Source organism: Kribbella sp. NPDC023855 (genome assembly GCF_040639475.1).
In the GTDB taxonomy this organism is placed as follows: Bacteria; Actinomycetota; Actinomycetes; order Propionibacteriales; family Kribbellaceae; genus Kribbella.
Genome location: NZ_JBFAAA010000009.1, coordinates 294,729 through 313,102 on the forward strand (window position 1 = coordinate 294,729; position 18,374 = coordinate 313,102).

Consider the following 18,374-nt stretch of genomic DNA (forward strand, 5'->3'; position numbering starts at 1 on the left):
GTACCGGGGCATCAGCCGCGCGGCTTAGCCGCCGTCTCCCCCGCCAGCCTTAGACGCTGACGAACACCGCCAGCCGCGGCTCCGCCACCTGCGGCCGCAACTCCCGCCATCCGATCCGCCGATAGAACGCGACCGTGTCGACCGCCCGGTGCGCCGTCAGCAACCAGGACGGCTCACCCGCCGAAAGCGAATTCAACACGGCCCGCCCCAGACCGAGCCCCTGGCTTTCTGGATGGACCGCCAGCTCATCGACCTCGAACGCACCGACCAGCTCGCGCTCCACCTGAACCGCGCCGAACTCGTCGAACACCACGCCGTACGACCGATCCCGGCGAAACGGCGGCGAAGTCGTCCACCCGGCGCCGAATGCGCGTACTTCGCCGTCGACAACGGCGGCGACAAGCCGGAACCCAGTCTGAGAAACGTTCTCCTCAAACCGCGGCCGGAAGGTGTCCAACTCGGCCGGCTTTTCATTCCAGGGTGGAGCGCTGAACACCTCGCGGTAGACCGCCTCAACCTCATCAGCAACCCGCAGGGCATCGACACCGACGTACGTGGCCAGCTTCATCTCAACTCCCTCAAGTAGATCCCGCCACCATGCTAACTGCGACCGAGTCGCAAAACATCTCGATTTGACCAGGACCAGCAACCATCCGGAATGGCGGGTGGCTGTGGATAACTTCTGCGGTGGGAGCTGGGGTTCCGGGATGCTGGTTGGGTGATTGAGCGAGTGGTGGCGGGGGCGCGTCGGCGGGTGCCGGACAGCCGGCGGTACGAGGTGATTGACGGGCGGCTGGTGGTGACAGGCCTTCAACCGCCGGCACACCAGGCGGCCGTGGTCGGATTGATGGTCCAACTCAAACAGGCTTGCCCGCCGGACCAACTAGTTGCCGTCGGCTCCCTCGACTTCCGCCCGGCCCCACGCATGTCGCTCCGCCCAGACCTACTCGTCTGCCGCCGCACCGACGCCATCGGCCCCAGCCCGGCAACCGTCGCGCAGTACGTCCATCAGATCCTGCTCGCCGTCGAGGTGCTCTCACCGCCAACCCGCGTCATGGACGTCGTGACAAAACGCGAGCTCTACGCCCAGTACGGCGTACCGGCGTACTGGCTGCTCGACCCCGACACCGAGGAACTCACCATCCTCGAACTCACCGGCCCCCACTACACCTGCCAAGCAGTCCTCCAAGCCGAGGAATCCACCAACCTCACCACCCCCTTCCCCATCACCCTCTCCCCCGCCACCTTGACCAGATAGCCAGGCACCCACGGGCCACCACCCGGGCAGATTCCGGGCACCCCCAGGGCAGATCACCAGAACCACCCAGCCAGCCGATCAACCACCACCATCCTGGTCAGGTGACACCAAAGGAGGCACCATGGGGATCGTGCAGACACTTGAGCCCGGCGAGTTCACGATGGCCGATCTCGACGCCCTACCGGACGACGGGATGCGGTACGAGCTCGTGGACGGAATGCTGCTGGTGACGCCTGCTCCGCGCCCGATCCATCAAACAGCTGTCCTGCAGCTTGGGAGTCGCCTGCTCACCGCCTGCCCTCCAGAGTTGAAGGTTTTCGTGGCGCCGCTGGACTACCGGCCCACCGCGCAGCGGTCGCTGCAGCCGGATGTGCTGGTCTGCCGCAAGGAAGATGTCGGCGTGAAGTCGATCGAACAGCCCCTCCTGCTGGCCGTCGAGATCCTCTCACCCTCGACGCGGATGACGGATCTCTTGCTCAAGCGTGGGCTGTACCAGGAGGCAGGCGTCACGTCGTACTGGATCTTCGACCCGGCGAAGGTGGAGCTGACCGTCCTGGAGTTATTGGACGGGCACTACGTCCGGCAGACCATCGTTCGCGATCAACAGCCCTTCGAGACCAAACTGCCGTTCCCCGTCCACTTTGTTCCTGCCGACCTCGTCGACTAGAAACCAGCCACGCGCTGTGGCGGCCACCGCCATGCTGGTCGGGTGAGAGCGGAGGAAGGCACCAGGTTGCTCATGCGGACAACTGAGCCGGGGCAGTTCACTGTGGCGGATCTCGACGCGCTGCCCGACGACGGCAGTCAGTACGAGCTGGTTGACGGGATCTACCTGGTGACGCCGTCGCCGACTCTGTTGCACCAGGTGGCGGCGGCCGAGCTCAGCTATGTGCTGCGGCAGAAATGCCCGCCGGAGTACTGGGTTATTCAGGCGCCGATGGACTACCGCCCGACATCGGGCCGGTCACTCCAGCCTGATGTGCTCGTGGCGAGCCGCAACGATCCCGGGCCGGACGCGCTTCGCCTCCCCCTCTTGCTGGCGGTCGAGGTCCTCTCTCCCGCGACTCGCTCGAAGGATCTGATTCTCAAGCGGAGCCTGTACGAAGAGGCCGGCGTGGCGTCGTACTGGATCTTCGATCCGGACGCCGAGATCCTCACCGTTCTGGAGTTGGCGGACGGCCGGTACGTCGAGCGGGCTGTGGTAAAGGGCGATGACGCGTTCGTCGCGCAGCTGCCGTTTGCGGTGCGGGTGGTGCCGAGTGAGGTGCTACGGCGGACCGGTCATCAGGCACGGTGATGAGTCAGCTGATCAGCTGACCTCGGAGGACGCACGCAAACTCACCCAGCCGCAGCCCGGGCAGTTCACCGTGGCTGATCTTGATGATCTTCCGGACGACGGGATGCGGTACGAGCTGGTCGACGGGCAGTTGCTGGTGACGCCGGCGCCGCTGCCGGTTCATCAGCGGGTGGTGGTGCAGCTGACCGTGCGGCTCGAGGCGAATTGCCCTGAGGAGTTCGAGGTGTTCGTCGCGCCTTTCGACTTTCGGCCCGCCAGTGGGCGGTCGCTGCAGCCGGACGTACTGGTGTGCCGCTGCGAGGATGTCGGTCCGAAAGGGGTCGAGCTTCGGCCGCTCCTGCTGGCCGTGGAGGTGCTCTCCTCCTCGACACGGATGACCGACCTGTTGCTCAAGCGGGCGATCTACGAGGAGGCCGGCGTCGGATCGTACTGGCTGATCGATCCCGACCAGGAAGCCTTGACCGTGCTCGAGTTGGAGGGCGGGCGGTATGTGGAGCGGGCTGTGGTGAAGGGGGACGATGCGTTCGACGCGCAGCTTCCGTTCTCGGTGCGGGTGGTGCCTGGTGAGTTGGTGCGGCGGGTTAGCCGTTGAGGAGGGTTATTAGTTGGGGGCGGGTGGGGAGGTTGTCGGGGCGGACTACGTCGCCGGTGCGGACGTAGTAGAAGGCGGCTCCTACGTGGTCGACGGGGATGCCTACGAGTTCGGCCCAGGCGACTCGGTAGATGGCTAGTTGGAGGGGGTCGGCTGCTTCGGTGCGGCTGGTTTTCCAGTCGACTACGTCGTAGCCGCGGGAGCCGTCGGGGCGGATGACCTGGTAGACGGCGTCGATGCGGCCGCGGACCATGCGGCCGCCGATCGCCAACGCGAACGGGGCCTCGATTTCGTACGGCATCTGTTCGCCGTACGGGCCGTCGCGGAACGCGTCCATCAGTTCGGTCAGGTCGGTGTCGTCGACGATGCCCTCGTCGGCCGCGCCGGGCAGGTCGTCGGGGTCGAGCAGGAACTGCTGCCCGAAGTAGCTCTCCACCCAGGCGTGGAACCGGGTGCCGAACCGCGCCGCCCGGTTGGGTTTGCGCGGCATCGGTCGGGCCAGGTCGGCGGCCAGGCCGTCCGGGTCCTTGGCCAGGCGCATCAGCTGGGTCGCCGACAACGAGGCGGGCAGCTCGACGTCGTACGCCTTCCGGCTGCGGCTTTCCCTTGCCTCTGACAACAATCGTTCCAGCTCGGAGTCCCAGCGCGCGACTGTCGCCTGCTCGTCCAGCAGCAGGGAGTCCTCGGCTTCCTGCGACGGCCCCTCCGCACGCGACTGCTCGACCAGCGCGACCGCTTCGAGCCGGCGTTGATAACCGCCTTCGTCGTACGGCGCCGGCCACGGGGCGAGGGTCTGCTCGGCGAGCTCCGGGTTCTCCTCGTTCAGCTCGGGTTGCGGCGCCCACTCGATGACGCGCTCCCCCGCGTGCTTCTTCAGCGTCTCCAGGTACGACGAAGGTCCGCGCGGGCGTTTCTGCGTCGGCCCCCACCAGTGCCCGGTCGCAACCAAGATCTCCTTGGCGCGCGTGAAAGCGACGTACCCGAGTCGCCGCTCCTCCAGCGCGTTGACCTCCTTGCACTCGTCCGCGAAGGCCTTCAACCCAGCATTCGACAAGTCATGGAAGTCGGGCAACGTGTCGGCATCGCCCCGCAACGGCCAGGGCAGCACCTTCGCGTTGGTGGTCCACTTGTCGCGACCGCGGTCCGACGGGAACACCTTGTTCACCAGGGTCGGCACGAACACGATCGGCCACTCCAGACCCTTCGACCGGTGCGTGGTCAGCAACTTCACCGAGTCCGCCTCACTCGGTACTGCGAGGTCGAGACCGGCCGCGTACTCCTCTTCGGCCGCCAGATAAGCGAGCAACCCGTCCAACGAGCCAGTCGACTCGGTGGACGCAAAGTTGCCCACGGCATCCAAAAACGCGGCGAGGTGATCGCGACGGCCGGCATCGACGTGGTCGGGGGTCGCGGTCAGTTCGACATCGAGCCCGATCGTGCTGATCACCCGGCGGACCAGGTCGAGCAACGGCTCACCCGCGTGCGCGCGCAGCTCACGCAACTCGGTCGACAGCTCCCTGAACCGCTCGAGCGCCTCCGCCGAATAACCCCAGCCGTCCGGCCCAGGATCGTCGACCGCTTCGGCCAGGGAGATGACCTCGGTCGAGTCCATGCCGGCCACCGCCGCATCGAGGGCCGCGACCAAGTCATCCGTGGCCGGGCGGTCGCCCGAGTCGGCCAGCAAACGGGCGCGATTGGCCAGCAGCGCGAGGTCGCGGTGACCGATCCGGTACCGCGGGCCGGTCAGGATGCGCAGCATCGCGGCGTTCGCGGTCAGGTCGTTGACCGCCTGCAGCGTGGCGACGACGTCGACGACCTCGGGCAGTGCCAGCAGACCGCCGAGGCCGACCACCTCGACCGGCACCTTGCGGGCGATCAGCGCCTCGTGCACCGCACTGAGGTCGACGTTCGTCCGCATCAGGATGCCGATGTCCTTCCATCGGCGGTTCGGCGTCTTGTGCGCGGCGACGATCGCGTCCGCGACCCACTCGATCTCCTTCGAGCGGGTCTCGAACAGGCCGACCGTGATCGCACCCTCAGGTGCTTCCGGCGGCGCCTCCAGCGGGATCACGCCAGGGTGCTGCTCGTACAGCTCGGCCGCGTGCTGGTTCGCCGCCGCGAGAATCCTGCTGCCGCACCGCCGGTTGACGCTCAACACGTACCGACGAGCCGGCGATCCGTCGGCGTTCGGGAAGTGTTCGGGGAACTCGTCCAGGTTGGCGACCGAGGCGCCGCGCCACCCGTAGATGGCCTGACACGGGTCGCCCACCGCGGTGACCGGATGGCCGGCCACACCGAACAACGCGGTCAGCATCCGCCGCTGCGAAACCGACGTGTCCTGATACTCGTCCAGCAGCACGACCTTGTACCGCGAGCGCTCGATCAGCGGGACCTCAGGCGCCTGCTCAGCCAACCGAGCACCCAGTGCCATCTGATCGGCGAAGTCCACAACACCCCGCTCGCCCTTGTACGTCTGGTATTCCTCGACGAGCTGCAAAATCTCGCCCCGCTTCAACGCGGTCTCGGCGAGCTTCTTCACCTCGACCGTCTGCTTGCGCGCAGCCGCGACTTCGGCCCGGACAGCCTCGTCATGAGCCCGTACTTCGGAAGGATCCAGCAGGTGGTCGGCCAGCTCACCGTCGAGCGCGAGCAGACTGTTGACCAGCGTCGGCACGTGATGGGACGCGAACCGGATCGGCCCGTTGGACCGGCGTACGACCCGCCCGGCGAGCTGGAACCTGGTCGCGTCGGCGAGCACCCGGACATCGGGCTCCAACCCCAGCCGCAGACCGTGCTCGGCGATCAGCGTGCCGGCGAACGCGTGGTACGTCGAGACGACCGGTTCGCCTGGCTCCTCGGGCTCCCAGTTGGGGATGTTGCTGCGCAGGTGCGCGGCGAGGATCGGGTGCTGGTCGCGCGGCAGGGTGGAACCGAGCACCCCGGCCTTGGTCAGGTCCTCGCGGATCCGTACGTCGAGCTCGTTGGCCGCCTTCTTGGTGAAGGTCAGGCCGAGCACCTCCTCCGGCTTGACCTGCCCGGTGCAGATCAGCCACACCACGCGCGCCGCCATCGCGGTCGTCTTGCCCGACCCCGCACCCGCCACGATCACGGCAGGCGCCAACGGCGCCGTGATCGCCTCCAGTTGCTGATCGCTGAACGGGATCCCGAGCAGATCGACCAGGTCGGCCGTCGTCTCCAACTTGGCGCGCATCAGACGATCTCCCGGCCTTCGGGCTGAATGGGACACAGGGAGCGGACCTCGCAGCGGTCGCAGCCGGAGTTGCGTTTGGCGATGAACTCCTCGGAGCGGACCATCGCCTCGGCGTCCTCCACCGCATCGTCCAGCCAGGTGCGGCCTTCCTCGTCCGGCTCCAGCGGTGCCTGGCCCTGGACCTTCGGCAGGCCGACGTCGTCATGACGCAACTGGACCAGCTCGGCCCCACCACTGCGCGGCTCCTCGCCGAGCTTCTTCATCTGGCGGGACTCGATCGCGCGCTGGTAGATCGCCAGCTGGACATGCCGCTCCAGCGCCGGCTTGGTCGGCACGGTGCGCCCGGTCTTGAGATCGACCACCCGGATAGCCCCGTCGCCATCCTGCTCCAGCCGGTCCATCCGGCCCTTCACCCGGACCGCAGGCTTGTCCTCGTCGGGCAGCAGGACGTCGAACTCGACCTCGGTCCCGAGCAACGTCCGGTCCGGCCGTCCCTGGTGCCAGGCGACGAACCGGCGCAGTGCCTGCTCCGCCTCGACCCGCTCCCGGTCGGAGATCCATGACGACTCGAACTCCAGTTGCGTCCACACCTTGTCGAGCCAGCCGTTCAACTCGTCGATGTCGGGCGGCAGCGTCCCGGTCGCGACGGCGTCGGCGAGCGTGTGCAGCACCATGCCGAACCCGATCGCCGAGTTGCTGGGTGTTTCGCCGCCCGCGCGACGCTGCAGGAACCAGCGCAACGGACAGTCGACGATCGTGGTGAGCGCGCTCCCGGTCAACGGCACCGGCAGCTCGGGATTCGTGATCGGCCGCTCCGACTTGGTCCGCTCGCGCACACCCCACCAGCGTTGCGGATCGGCCGTCGGGACCAGCGGGTACTCACGATCGTCGACAGCGTCGGCGAGCTGCGCCAGCCGGTCGGCCGCGACCCGCTTCAGCGCGGGCGACGTCGCCGGATCGCTCAGCACACAGCGAAGGTCAGCGACCAGACCAGGCAGCGATAGCGGGCGACGCGGCCTTCCGGCCACCAACTTCAAAGGAATGTCCAGCTCGGCAAGCAATCGCGACGGCTGATCACCGTCGGCCTCGGGAGCCTGCACGGCCGTCACGATCAACCGCTCCCGGGCTCGCGTGATCGCCACGTAGAAAAGCCGTCTCTCCTCGGCCAGGATCGCGCCCGCCGACAGCGGATCCACCAGACCGTCAGGTCCGAGCCGGTCAGGCTCGAGCAGTGAGCCTCGCCGGCGTAGATCCGGCCATTGCCCTTCCTGCACGCTCGCCACCACGACCAGTCGCCACTGCAGGCCCTTGGACCGGTGCGCGGTCATCAACTGCACCCCGGCCTCCCGGTACGTCGCGTCGTACCGGTTGTCGCCGGCGATGTCGAGCGCCTCCAGCTCGGCGAGGAACGTCGCCACGCCCTTGAAGCCGACCTGCTCCTCGGCCCGGCTGGCCGCGTCGAACAGGGCGCAGAGCGAGTCGAGATCGCGGTTCGCAGTACGGGCGACCTCGCCGCCGCTGTTCGCCTGGCCGCGGAGTCGGCGTAACCAGGGCGACTCCGACCACAGCGACCACATCACCTCGTCGGGCGCCGCTCCGGCGTTCACAATGTTTCTTGCCTTGAGCAACCTTTCGCCGAGCGCCACGAAGCGCGCCTCGGCCGGGGACGCCTGCTCGTCGAGCAGCAACGGGTTCATCAACGCTTCGCGGAGCAGTTCGTCGGACGGCCGCGGCAACCGCTGACCACCCGCCGCCTCACGATCCCGCTTGCGCAACACCCGAGCCAACCTGCGCAACTGCCCCGCATCCATCGCACCCAGCGGCGACAACGCCAATGCCCGTACGACGTCCACGGTCAACGTCGCCGGATCAGCCACAGCCCGCAACGCCAGCAACATCGGCCGTACTGCGGGCTCACGCGACAGCGGCAACTCGTCACCCGCGACGTCGACCGGGATGCCCGCGGCGGCGAGGGCCCGACGCAACGGTGGGATCGAGCGGGTGCCGGACCGCACCAGGACGGCCATCTCGTGCCAACCCACACCGTCTTGCACGTGCGCGCGACGGAGCAGGTCGGCGATGTGTTCGAGCTCGGCACCGCTGGTCGAGTACAGGTTGGCCTCGACCTTGCCGGGCCCGTAGACGCACGAGCTCGCGTCGGGATTGCGAAACCGGTCGAAGGTGTCGCGGTCGAGCGTGCCGGGAACGCCGAGACGGTTGACCACGTTGCGGGAGACGCGTTGCAGCGTCGTACCGAAGCGGCGGGTCGTCGCCAGCGCGATCTGGGCGGCCTCGGCACCGTCCGCGGTACGGAACTCGTCGGTGAAGCGGAGCAGGCCGCGGACGTCGGCGCCGCGAAACGTGTAGATGGACTGGTCCGGGTCGCCGACGACGACCAGGTCGCGACCGTCACCGGCGATGGCCTGGAGCAGCTTGGTCTGACCGGGATCGGTGTCCTGGTACTCGTCGACGAAGACGGCTTTGAACTCTTCGCGCAGCCTGGCCTTGACGTGCGGCTGGCTCGCCAGGATGACCGCACGATGGATGAGCTCGGAGTAGTCCAGGACCTGTTCGTGGTCGAGGATCTGCAGGTACTCCTCGAAGAAGTCGCCGACCGCCACCCACTCCGGCCGGCCCGCCGACCGGCCGATCTCGGACAGGTCCTCCGGGTCCAGACCGAGCTGGCGCGCCTTGCCGATGACGGCTTGGACCTCGTCGGTGAACCCGCGCGTCTTCAGCGCCGGATGCAGACTGCTCGGCCACTTGGTCACCCCGACCTCGCGGCTCCCGGCGAGCGACTCGCTCAGCCGCAGGGTCTGCTCGGGACCGGACGGCAGGCGCAGCGGGATGTCGAAGGCGTCCGCGGGCGTGAACCTGCGCAGCAACGCGTAACAGAAAGCATGAAACGTCATCGACGGCATCACGCGCGTCGTCCGGCCCAGGCGCGCGGTGATCCGGTCGCGCAACTCGGTCGCGGCCTTCCGGCCGAAGGTCAGCACCAGCACCTGGTCGGGACTCAACCCACGGTTGCCCACCCGATCGACGACGGCCTCGACCAGCGTCGTCGTCTTCCCCGTCCCCGGCCCGGCAAGCACGAGCAACGGCCCACCTGGATGATCGACGACGGACTGCTGGTCAGCATCCAGCACCGGCGCCTCGGTGACCCGGACCTCGTGCCCGTCACCTCGCACCAAGCGATACCTGGAACCAGTTCTGCTGACCATGCCCCCCATCCCATCAGACGCCGCCGACAATCCGCGGCACGACCACTCCGTCAGGTGATGCAACCGCCTTCAGGCGTTGGCCCCTAGTTAACGATGAGGGCCTCCCGTCCGACCCAACCCGGGGCCCCCGCAGACCTCGAGGAGCCCACCCGAATGCGAAGAGCCTTGCCCACGTTGGCCATTGCCGGCCTACTCGGCAGCCTGTTGACAGCCCCGTCCCACACCACCGCCGTCGCCGTCGCCGCACAGCCGGAGCCGACGAGCCAAGAGCCGAGCGGAACGGTGACGTTGATCACCGGTGACAAGGTCGAGCTCACCCCCGGCGCACCGCCCCGGGTCATCCCTGCCGAGGGCCGCAAGTCCATCGGCTTCCGCATCTCGGCAGAGGCCGGTCGCGGGGTGCGAGTGATCCCCACCGACGCCGTCGCTCTCCTGGCTTCCGGCAGACTCGACCCACGACTCTTCGACGTGACCACCCTGTTGGAGTCCGGGTACGACGACGCCAAGCGCGCACAGCTCCCGTTGATCGTGCAACGCACCGCATCGAGCCGGACCGCAGGCGCCGGGCTCGCCGGCACGAGCAGCCGTCGAGAGCTGCCCAGCATCGCCGGCTTCTCCGTCCTCGAATCGAAGCGGGACGCCACGGCCTTCTGGAACTCGCTGCGGCAAGACAAGGACTCGCTGCGCGCAGGGGTCACCAAGGTCTGGCTGGACGGCATCCGCCGAACCAATCTCGATCACAGCGTGCCGCGGATCGGCGCGCCGTCGGCCTGGTCCGCGGGGCTGACCGGACGCGGCGTCAAGGTGGCTCTGGTCGACACGGGGATCGACGCGCAGCACCCCGACCTCACCGGCAAGGTCGCCGCGGCCAGGAACTTCGTCGACCAGATCGCCGGCGACGAGGTCGGCCACGGAACGCACGTTGCCTCGACAGTGACCGGTACGGGCGCCGCCTCGAACGGTTCCTACCGTGGTGTCGCGCCGGACGTGACGCTGCTCGATGCCAAGGCCTGCGGCCCGGACGGTTGCCCGGAGAGCGCGATTCTGGCCGGTATCGACTGGGCCGTGGTCGAGCAGCACGCGACGGTGGTCAACCTGAGTCTCGGCGGAGCTGACTCACCGGGCGAGGACCCACTCGAGCAGGCGGTCAACACGCTGTCGGCGCAGTACGGGACGCTCTTCGTCGTCTCGGCCGGCAACAGTGGAGCCGGTGGGTCCGGGACGATCGGGTCTCCCGGGAGCGCTGCCGCGGCACTGACGGTCGGCGCGGTCGACAGGGAGGACACGCTCGCCGAGTTCAGCAGCCGTGGTCCGACGGTCGGCGAGAGTCAGACGAAGCCGGACCTGACCGCTCCCGGCGTACAGATCGTGGCGGCTAAGGCGGCGGGGACCGAGCCGGGTCGTCCGGTCGGCGAGCAGTACGTCGAGTTGTCGGGTACTTCGATGGCGGCTCCCCATGTCGCAGGCGCCGCGGCGATCCTGCTGCAGCAGCACCCGGACTGGACCGGCGCTCAGGTCAAGGCGGCGTTGATGGCCTCGGCAAAGCCGACAGCGGGAGTAAGCGGGTTCGACCAAGGGGCAGGACGCGTCGACGTCGCCCAGGCGATCAAGCAGCACGTGGTCGCCTCACCTGCCGGCATCAGCTTCGGGCTGGCGACCTGGCCGCACGAGGACGATCCCGTTCAGACCAAGACGATCACCTATCGCAACTCCGGCAGTACTCCGGTCACGCTGGAGCTGGATCCGCAGGTGGTGGACCAGCCGGCCGGTCTCTTCACAGTGACGCCGCGCCGGCTCGTTGTACCGGCCGGTGGGACTGCCGACGCGACCCTCGCTGCCGACACCAGGTCTGCCGTCGTGCCGGTCGGGAAGTTCAGTGGGCAACTCCTCGCGACGGGCGACGGCACGAGGGTCAGTACGCCGTTCGGCGTGGAGAAGGAGCCCGAGCGCTATGGCGTCCAGCTGACGAACATCGGCCGTGACGGCAAGGCACCGCTGGAGCACATCACCTTCTTCGACCGCATCGGCGACTGCGGCTCCGACCCGTACTGCGGGGACTACGTCTACGGCGCGGGCACCGGAACGGCCGCGCTCCGCCTGCCACCGGGCGAGTACACGGTCGTGGACTTCAGTACCACGACCGGCACGGACTGGACGATGCTCGCGTACTCGACCCTCGACCACCGAGCCGATCGCAGTCTCGTGCTGGACGCCCGGAAGGCGAAGCCGGTCGAGATGTCGGTGCCGAAGGCAACAGCTCGGCTGATGGAGCTGAATGTGCTGGTCGCTCGCGACGTGCGCCGCGGCCCGGACTCCGTGCTCACGTACTTCCAGCCGGGCGATGCGGAGAGCCCGGTCTACATCACCGAGCTCGGCGAGGCCGTGGCCGACCCCGAAGAGGTGGTCAGCGTCGCCTACGGCCGGTTCGCGGAACCAGGGCCGGCCGGGGACTTCGCGAACAGCCCGTACGACTACAACCTGGCCGACTACCGGAAGGGCCGGGCGCTGGACGGCGTACGGCTGCGAACGCGGCAGGACCAGTACGCCACTGTGAAGGCGGGCTATGCGGCCGACACGCATGAGCCGCGGACAGCTCTCACGAGTCACGGTGTGCGGCCGATCGGTACGACGCTCGACTACTCGCTACCGCCCACCGATGCACGGCAGCTGACCAGCGCATTGCCGGTGCGGCGGACCGAGTACTACTTGGCGGATGGCTTCAAGTGGTCATCGACTCTGGCGACTCTGTCGGAGGACGGCCGGACGATCGGGACGTGGCTGTTCAACTCGGAGCGTTTGGTCTACCGCCGTGGGCGGACGTACCAGCAGGAGTGGAACAAGGGGGTGCTGGGCCCACGCCTCACGCTCGGCCCGGTGACGCCGAACGGGCTGGCCCGCGGCGCACAACGCTCCGGCGACCGGCTGCTCTTCGGACTCAGTCTGCGCTCGGACAGCAATCCCCTGCACATGAACGAGCCGAAACTGCCGGCGGGTTCGGCCAAGCTGTATCGCAACGGCGAACTGATCAAGGACCTGCCGCGTGCCGCCTACTTCGCGGCGGAGGTGCCGGCCGACGAGGCGACGTACCGGCTCGACAGCCGGGTGGAGACGGCGGGAACGGATGTGTCGCCGATTCTGGAGAGCTCGTGGACGTTCCGGTCGGGACATGTCGAGGGCACCGGTTCGCTGCCGTTCATGGCGGTGCATTTCCAGCCCGCCCTCGATGACCACAACCGTGCCCGGGCAGGGCGTTTCGTCCTGCCGATCACGGTGCAGCGTCAGCCCGGCGCGCCGGCGAGTCAGGTTCAGGCGCTCGAGGTCGAGGTCTCCACCGACGACGGGAAGACGTGGCGTACTCCGAAGGTGGTCCGGAAGGGTGACGGCTGGCAGACGATCGTGACCAACCCGCCCGGCGGCGCGGTGTCGCTACGCGCCAAGGCGTCGGACGCGAACGGGAACGGGGTGACGCAGACGTTCATCCGCGGCTATCTGGTCCGCGGCTGAGCGCAGGGTTCAGTCGTCCGGGTGCCAGCGGACCTGGTTGAGGTTGACCTTGCCGTTGGTTACCCGGACTCCGTCGCCGCGGAGGAGTTGGAGCTGGTCGTCGACGACCTCGTCGGCCGGGATGCCGCTGGCCCGGATGACTCGCCACCAGGGCACGCCTCCGCCGTACTCGCGCATGATGGCGCCGACCTGTCGCGGGCCCCCTTGGCCGACGTACGCGGCGATGTCTCCGTACGTCGCTACGCGGCCCGGCGGAATCGACTCGACCGCGACCAGCACGGCCTCCACGTACTCCTCCCGATCCACGGCTCTACGCTAACCGTCCCCGCCGACAAGCCGGTACTCCGTCAGCTGACCGCTTTGGCGAGCGGCTCCAGCACCGAGGGCGGGGCGTCGAGCGGAAGGTTGAGGGCGACCAGGTCGACCCCGGCTTCCCCGTACGCCGCTGCGCTGGTGACCGCCGCGTCGATCGCCTGGTCGAGCGGCTTGTCCGCCTCGATGCGGACGTTGACCGAGCAGGTGATCTCGGAGACGTCGCGGCCGATGTCCTCGCAGTGGGCGACCAGGATGTCCTTGAGCGGCTTCCACTCCTCGGGACTCGTGACGATGACGTTCCAGTGCTGGGCCCAGCGGGCCACCGCGCGCAGGGTCCGCTTCGGGCCCTTGCCGCCGATGGTGATCGGGGGATGCGGGGTCTGGACCGGCTTCGGTTCGCAGTACGCGTCGGTGAGCTTGACGTACTGGCCGTCGAAGTTCGAGACCTTCTCGGTGAGCAGGCTGATCAGCGCCTGGGTGCCCTCGTCGAAGCGGTCGAAGCGTTCCTTCAGCGGGGGCAGCTCGATGCCGTACGCATCGCACTCCTGCTGGTTCCAGCCGGCGCCGATGCCGAGCTCGAGGCGGCCGCCGGAGATGATGTCGGTGGTCGCGGCCATGTTGGCGAGCACTGCCGGGTGACGGTAGATCATCCCGGTGACCTGGCAGCCGACGCGGATCCGCTTGGTCGCCTGGGCCAGCGCGGCCAGCGTCGTCCAGGCCTCCAGGTTCGGCCCGGTGGTGTCACCGCTCAGCGGGTAGAAGTGGTCCCAGTGCCAGGCTGACTCGAAGACCTCGAACTCGTCGGCCGCGATCCACACGTCCCGCAGCTGCTGCCACGTCGTGTGCTCAGGCCTGGTCTTGATGGCGAACCGCATCCACAGCCTCCTCGGTAAGGGTTTTCCACCGCGCAAACTACCGCAGCCGGCCGGCCTCGGCCCCGGCTGTTCCAGTCCAGGCTGCGTCAGTCTGTGGCTGTGTGTCGAGGCTGTGTCAGTCCAGGCCGAGGCGGGCCCGTACTTCGGGTCTGCGCAGCGGCGGCACGGTCTGCGGCGGGACGCGACGCTCCGGCATCTCTTCCAGCAGCGCCTCGGTGATCTTGGCGACCTCGGCCGCCGCCCGCTCGATCGGGCCGCGGGTGGTCGCGCTGAGCGAGCCGACGCCGGTCACCTTGCGCACGTACTGCAGGGCGGCCGCGTAGATCTCCTCGGAGGTCGCGGCCGGCTCAAGTCCACGAAGAACAGTGATGTTTCTGCACATGACACGACAGTACGTGCCGCCGGGGACATTCCGGCCGAAGATCTACGAGCTATTGACTTACCTACGACCATTAGGTTTTCCTCAAAGCATGAGCACAGCAAGTGTCGATCGCCGGACCCGGCGCCGTCAGCAGACCATCGACGAGATCCTCGACGTCTCCATCGCGCTGATGGAGACCGAGGGCGTCGCCGCGCTGAGCCTGTCCGCGGTGGCCCGGCAGCTCGGGATGCAGCCCCCGTCGCTCTACCAGTACTTCCCGTCCAAGCTCGCGATCTACGACGCGCTGTTCCAGCGCGGAGCCGAGCAGTTCCGCGACGCGCAGCGCAAGGCGGTGGCCGACGTGCCCGTGGAGCAGCAGCTCGCCCACGGGATAGCGGCGTTCGGCCGCTGGTGCATGGCGAACCAGGTGCTGAGCCAGCTGCTCTTCTGGCGCACGGTTCCGGGGTTCGAGCCGTCGCCCGAGGCGTTCGCCCCGGCCCTGGAGGTGATGGCGGACGTGCAGTCCCACCTCCAGGAGGCCGTCGAGAGCGGACGACTGCGGGAGGGCGCCGCGAGCGAGGACGGCCTGGCGCTACTCACCTCGATGACGGCCGGCCTGCTGTCGCAGCAGCTGGCGAACGAACCACAAGCGAGCTTCGAGGACGGCCGGTACATGAAGCTGATTCCGGTCGTCCTCGAAATGTTCTTCCATCACTACGCACCAACCAGGGGGACAGCGACATGAGCATCACAGCGACGACCGCGCGGGAGATCGCCCGCGCCGACCGGGCCGCCGCCCGGCGGCACCGCGACGCCGAGATCGAGGCCTGGCACGAGCTGCTGGCGACCCTCGACGACACCGAATGGAAGCGCCGGACGGTCTGCACCGCGTGGGATGTCGCCGACATCGTCGGGCATCTGTGCGGGCAGGCCGAGGAGGTCAACAAGCCGTGGTTGTTCCCGCTCCGCGACCGTCGGGCCCGCCGGGTCTACCCGACGGTTCCGTTGCTGGACGCGCACATGATGGTGCAGGCCGACGATCATCGCGGGACGCCGCCGGCTGTCCTCCGGGAACGCTTCGGCAGCGTGTGGCCCAAGGCCACGCGGATGATCAGCCGCAACCCCGCCCTCCTGCGCAGGATGCAGCTGAAAGTAGAAGGCATGCCGGGTTTCGAGAAGGTCGGCGTCGGCTACGTCCAGGACATCCTGCTCGCCCGCGACCTCTGGATGCATCGCGACGACGTCTGCCAGGCGTTCGGCCGCGAGTTCGACGCAGGCCCGTACGCCGCCGAGATCGTGGCCCAGGTGATCCTGGATCTCGAGGACTACTCGTTCTGGTCCGGTACGCCGGTCACGCTGACCCTCACCGGTCAAGGCGGCGGCACCTACCGCCTCGGCCAAGGCGAACCGGTCGCCACCGTCAGCACCGATGCAGTGGGCTACATGCGCACGGTGTCCGGCCGCGACGACCAGCCGGCCGTAGTACTGGTCGAGGGAGACCCGGCCGGCGCTGAGGCTGTCGCCAACTGCCGGATGCCCTTCTGAACCAGGCTTGCGCCACTATGGCCGGATGAGTGAACTCCCCGCCGGCCTCACCGTCCGCGCGCCGCGGCCGGATGACGCAGAGGCGATCTACCGGCTGATGGCTGCCTACCACACCAGGGTGATCGGCAGGCCGGATGCCACGCTGGCGGAGGTGGCCGAAGCGCTCAGTCTGAGCACCTTCGAGCCGGAGGAGCACGGCTGGCTGGTACTCGACGACGCGGGGACCCCGGTCAACTACTCGCACCTGCGGTTCGGCGGTAGCGGCAGGCACGCACAGGTGGCGATTGCCAGTGTGGACTCCCCCGGCTCTGCCTGGTTGCTCGACAAGGGCGTGCAGCAGGCCCGCAAGCAGCTAGGTGCGGGAGGCGTGGTCGAGATCGGCTCGCATCGGGCGGACAAGCTGCTGGCCGAGCTGGTGACAGCAGCTGGGTTCACGCTCAGTACTACGTACTACCGGATGCGGATCGACCATACCGGCCCGGTCGCAGTACCGGAGCCTCCTGCCGGTACTGCGCTGCGCACCGCCGCCGATGGTGAGGAGGCGCGGCGAGCGATCCACGCGGTGATGACGGCGGCATTCGCTGATCAGGAGAGCGAGGCGGTCCGGCCGTACGACGACTGGGTGGATGTGCACGAGAAGCGTGCGACTGCCGACTGGTCGCAGGTGACGCTGGTGGAACTCGACGGCCGGCCCGCGGCGGCGAGCGACTGCAACCAGATGTTCGTCGAGCTGGAGAACTGTGGGTACGTCGGCAGGCTCGGTGTGATCCCTGAGGCGCGCGGGCGTGGGCTGGCGAAGTACTTGCTGCGGCACGCGTTTGCGGTCGATGCCGCGGCGGGGCTCGACGGCACGTTGCTGCACGTCGACACGAACAACCCGACGGCGGCCCTCAAGCTGTACGAGTCGGTCGGCATGCGGCCGGTACAGACGGCCGATCTTTGGGAGCTTCCGCTCTGAAGAGGCCGGCCCCGCACGACGGCGGGACCGGCTCAGTAACTCAGTAGGCGGGCTGGGACGGGTCGATCTGGTCGACCCAGGCGACCACGCCGCCGCCCACGTGGACGGCGTCGGAGAAGCCCGCGCCCTTGGCGATGGCGAGCACCTCGGCCGAGCGGACGCCCGACTTACAGTGGAAGACCAGCTGCTTGTCCTGCGGCAGCTTCTCCAGCGCCACACCGGTCTGGAAGTCGGCCTTCGGGATCAGCACCGAACCGGGGATCCGGTTGATCTCGTACTCGTTGGGCTCCCGGACGTCGATCAGCAGGAAGTCCTTCTCACCGTTGTCCTTCAGCTTGATCCACTCGTTCAGCGTCTTCACCGAGATCGTCGAGCCGACGGCCGCGTCGGCCGCCTCCTCGGTGATCGCGCCGCAGAACGCGTCGTAGTCGACCAGCTCGGTGACGGTCGGGTTCTCACCGCAGATCGCGCAGTTCGGGTCCTTGCGGACCTTCAGCGACCGCCAGTTGAGGTCGAGCGCCTCGTAGATGTTCAGCCGGCCGAGCGAGGGGTCGCCGATGCCGGTGAGCAGCTTGATCGCCTCGGTCACCTGGGCGGCGCCGACCGATGCGCACAGCACGCCGAGCACGCCACCTTCGGCGCAGGACGGGACCATGCCGGGCGGCGGCGGCTCGGGGTACAGGCAGCGGTAGCACGGGCCGTGCTCGGCCCAGAACACACTGATCTGGCCGTCGAAGCGGAAGATCGAGCCCCAGACGTACGGCTTGCCGAGCAGGACCGCCGCGTCGTTCACCAGGTACCGGGTGGCGAAGTTGTCGGTGCCGTCGACGATCAGGTCGTACTGCTCGAAGATCTCGAACACGTTGTCGTTGTCGAGGCGGACCTCGTGCAGCACGACGTTGGTGTTCGGGTTGGTCTCGAGGATCGACTCCTTGGCCGACTGCGCCTTGGACTTGCCGACGTCGGACTGGCCGTGGATGATCTGGCGCTGCAGGTTCGACTCGTCGACGGTGTCGAACTCGACGATGCCGAGCGTGCCGACACCGGCCGCGGCCAGGTAGAGCAGCGCCGGACTGCCGAGACCGCCGGCGCCGATCACCAGCACCTTGGCGTTCTTCAGCCGCTTCTGACCGGCCATCCCGACCTCGGGAATGATCAGATGCCGGGAATAGCGGCGGACCTCGTCGATGGTCAGCTCGTCGGCCGGTTCGACCAGCGGTGGCAGCTGTGGCAC

At 68.2% G+C, this 18,374-nt stretch carries 15 protein-coding genes; 8 read left to right on the plus strand and 7 right to left on the minus strand.

Translation table 11 applies throughout. The annotated features are described in order from the left end of the window. Positions 1-49 precede the first annotated feature (49 nt). The gene (locus AB0F51_RS28660; protein WP_360284880.1) at positions 50-568 is read right to left on the minus strand and encodes a GNAT family N-acetyltransferase; all 519 of its coding nucleotides are present in this window, start codon (positions 566-568) and stop codon (positions 50-52) included. Positions 569-718: 150 nt separating this feature from the next. Here AB0F51_RS28660 and AB0F51_RS28665 point away from each other — a divergent pair, with 150 nt between their 5' ends. The 4 genes from AB0F51_RS28665 (at position 719) to AB0F51_RS28680 (ending at position 3,147) form a co-directional block, all read left to right on the plus strand. Next, positions 719-1,258, plus strand: coding sequence for a Uma2 family endonuclease (locus AB0F51_RS28665; RefSeq protein WP_360284882.1), 540 nt, complete (start codon positions 719-721; stop codon positions 1,256-1,258). A 121-nt stretch (positions 1,259-1,379) separates the two neighbouring features. Next, the gene (locus AB0F51_RS28670) at positions 1,380-1,925 is read left to right on the plus strand and encodes a Uma2 family endonuclease (RefSeq protein ID WP_360284884.1); all 546 of its coding nucleotides are present in this window, start codon (positions 1,380-1,382) and stop codon (positions 1,923-1,925) included. 72 nt (positions 1,926-1,997) lie between these two features. After that, a complete protein-coding gene (locus AB0F51_RS28675; RefSeq protein ID WP_360284886.1) occupies positions 1,998-2,555 on the plus strand; it encodes a Uma2 family endonuclease in 558 nt (185 codons plus the stop codon). A gap of 70 nt (positions 2,556-2,625) precedes the next feature. Then, positions 2,626-3,147 (plus strand): Uma2 family endonuclease, encoded by a 522-nt coding sequence (locus tag AB0F51_RS28680; RefSeq protein WP_360284888.1) that lies wholly within the window; start codon positions 2,626-2,628, stop codon positions 3,145-3,147. Here AB0F51_RS28680 and AB0F51_RS28685 read toward each other — a convergent pair. Further along, positions 3,137-6,358 carry an ATP-dependent DNA helicase gene (locus tag AB0F51_RS28685; protein WP_360284890.1) on the minus strand — a complete coding sequence of 1,074 codons (3,222 nt, stop codon included), beginning with the start codon at positions 6,356-6,358 and terminating at the stop codon, positions 3,137-3,139. The two genes, AB0F51_RS28680 and AB0F51_RS28685, sit on opposite strands and share 11 nt — an antisense overlap. Then, positions 6,358-9,549, minus strand: a complete 3,192-nt coding sequence (locus tag AB0F51_RS28690; protein ID WP_360284891.1) for an ATP-dependent DNA helicase — start codon at positions 9,547-9,549, stop codon at positions 6,358-6,360. Before AB0F51_RS28690 ends, AB0F51_RS28685 begins: the two co-directional genes overlap by 1 nt. A gap of 186 nt (positions 9,550-9,735) precedes the next feature. Between AB0F51_RS28690 and AB0F51_RS28695 the strand changes: the two genes are divergently transcribed. Next, positions 9,736-13,086, plus strand: coding sequence for a S8 family serine peptidase (locus AB0F51_RS28695; RefSeq protein WP_360284893.1), 3,351 nt, complete (start codon positions 9,736-9,738; stop codon positions 13,084-13,086). Positions 13,087-13,095: 9 nt separating this feature from the next. Here the strand turns inward: AB0F51_RS28695 and AB0F51_RS28700 are convergent, their stop codons facing one another. The 3 genes from AB0F51_RS28700 to AB0F51_RS28710 form a co-directional block, all read right to left on the minus strand. Beyond that, complete coding sequence (locus AB0F51_RS28700) at positions 13,096-13,392, minus strand: MGMT family protein (RefSeq protein ID WP_360284894.1); 297 nt, start codon at positions 13,390-13,392, stop codon at positions 13,096-13,098. A gap of 41 nt (positions 13,393-13,433) precedes the next feature. After that, positions 13,434-14,276, minus strand: coding sequence for an LLM class F420-dependent oxidoreductase (locus AB0F51_RS28705; protein WP_360284896.1), 843 nt, complete (start codon positions 14,274-14,276; stop codon positions 13,434-13,436). Positions 14,277-14,391: 115 nt separating this feature from the next. Then, a complete protein-coding gene (locus AB0F51_RS28710; protein ID WP_020385754.1) occupies positions 14,392-14,658 on the minus strand; it encodes a DUF2277 domain-containing protein in 267 nt (88 codons plus the stop codon). A gap of 88 nt (positions 14,659-14,746) precedes the next feature. Here AB0F51_RS28710 and AB0F51_RS28715 point away from each other — a divergent pair, with 88 nt between their 5' ends. Genes AB0F51_RS28715 through AB0F51_RS28725 form a run of 3 tightly spaced genes read left to right on the plus strand, consistent with a single transcriptional unit; the run spans position 14,747 to position 17,140 of the window. After that, positions 14,747-15,382, plus strand: a complete 636-nt coding sequence (locus AB0F51_RS28715; protein WP_360284898.1) for a TetR/AcrR family transcriptional regulator — start codon at positions 14,747-14,749, stop codon at positions 15,380-15,382. Further along, entirely contained in the window at positions 15,379-16,182 is an 804-nt protein-coding gene (locus AB0F51_RS28720; protein WP_360284900.1) for a maleylpyruvate isomerase family mycothiol-dependent enzyme, read from the plus strand. The genes AB0F51_RS28715 and AB0F51_RS28720 overlap by 4 nt, the downstream gene beginning before the upstream one ends. Positions 16,183-16,207: 25 nt before the next feature. Beyond that, a complete protein-coding gene (locus AB0F51_RS28725; RefSeq protein ID WP_360284901.1) occupies positions 16,208-17,140 on the plus strand; it encodes a GNAT family N-acetyltransferase in 933 nt (310 codons plus the stop codon). 40 nt (positions 17,141-17,180) lie between these two features. Here the strand turns inward: AB0F51_RS28725 and moeZ are convergent, their stop codons facing one another. After that, entirely contained in the window at positions 17,181-18,356 is a 1,176-nt protein-coding gene (gene moeZ / locus AB0F51_RS28730) for an adenylyltransferase/sulfurtransferase MoeZ (RefSeq protein WP_360284932.1), read from the minus strand. Between the last annotated feature and the right edge of the window lie 18 nt (positions 18,357-18,374).